Origin of the sequence: Sedimentibacter sp. B4, assembly GCF_000309315.1 — a bacterium.
In the GTDB taxonomy this organism is placed as follows: domain Bacteria; phylum Bacillota; class Clostridia; order Tissierellales; family Sedimentibacteraceae; genus Sedimentibacter; species Sedimentibacter saalensis.
This window is the reverse complement of sequence record NZ_CANG01000452.1, coordinates 1-356: the sequence shown is the minus strand read 5'-3', so window position 1 is coordinate 356 and position 356 is coordinate 1. Positions and strand designations below refer to the sequence as shown.

1 pseudogene is annotated in these 356 nt (G+C 72.8%); it reads right to left on the bottom strand.

What is annotated here, in order from left to right:
- Positions 1–252 (bottom strand): annotated as a pseudogene (locus BN358_RS11825) (glycoside hydrolase family 3 protein); the annotation flags it as partial.
- Positions 253–356 lie beyond the last annotated feature (104 nt).

Genomic DNA, 356 nt, shown 5'->3' with positions numbered 1-356 from the left:
CGAGGTCAAGCCGCACCCCCGCCGTTCGCCAGTTCCCGGCCCCCAGCCCTTCGCCTTCGCCCCCAGTTCGGCGCTGGACAGCTTCGCCTGCTCCGCTGCGGGCGGGATCTTCGAGAAGCCCGGCCCCTGCAGGCGCTGCACCAGGCCGCCCTCCTGGTCGGTGGCGATCAGGATGCCGGCCTCACCGGCGAGCGCGTCCAGCTTCCCGGCCAGCTCGGCGACCTGGCGGGCCCCACCGGGCGTGCGACCCATCAGGATCACCGAGCGAGCTGGTTCGTGCGGATCACCGAGCGCTGGGCTTCGCTCAGTCCGACATCGACGCCGACCATGACCAGCTGCCCGACCTGTGCGGCGAG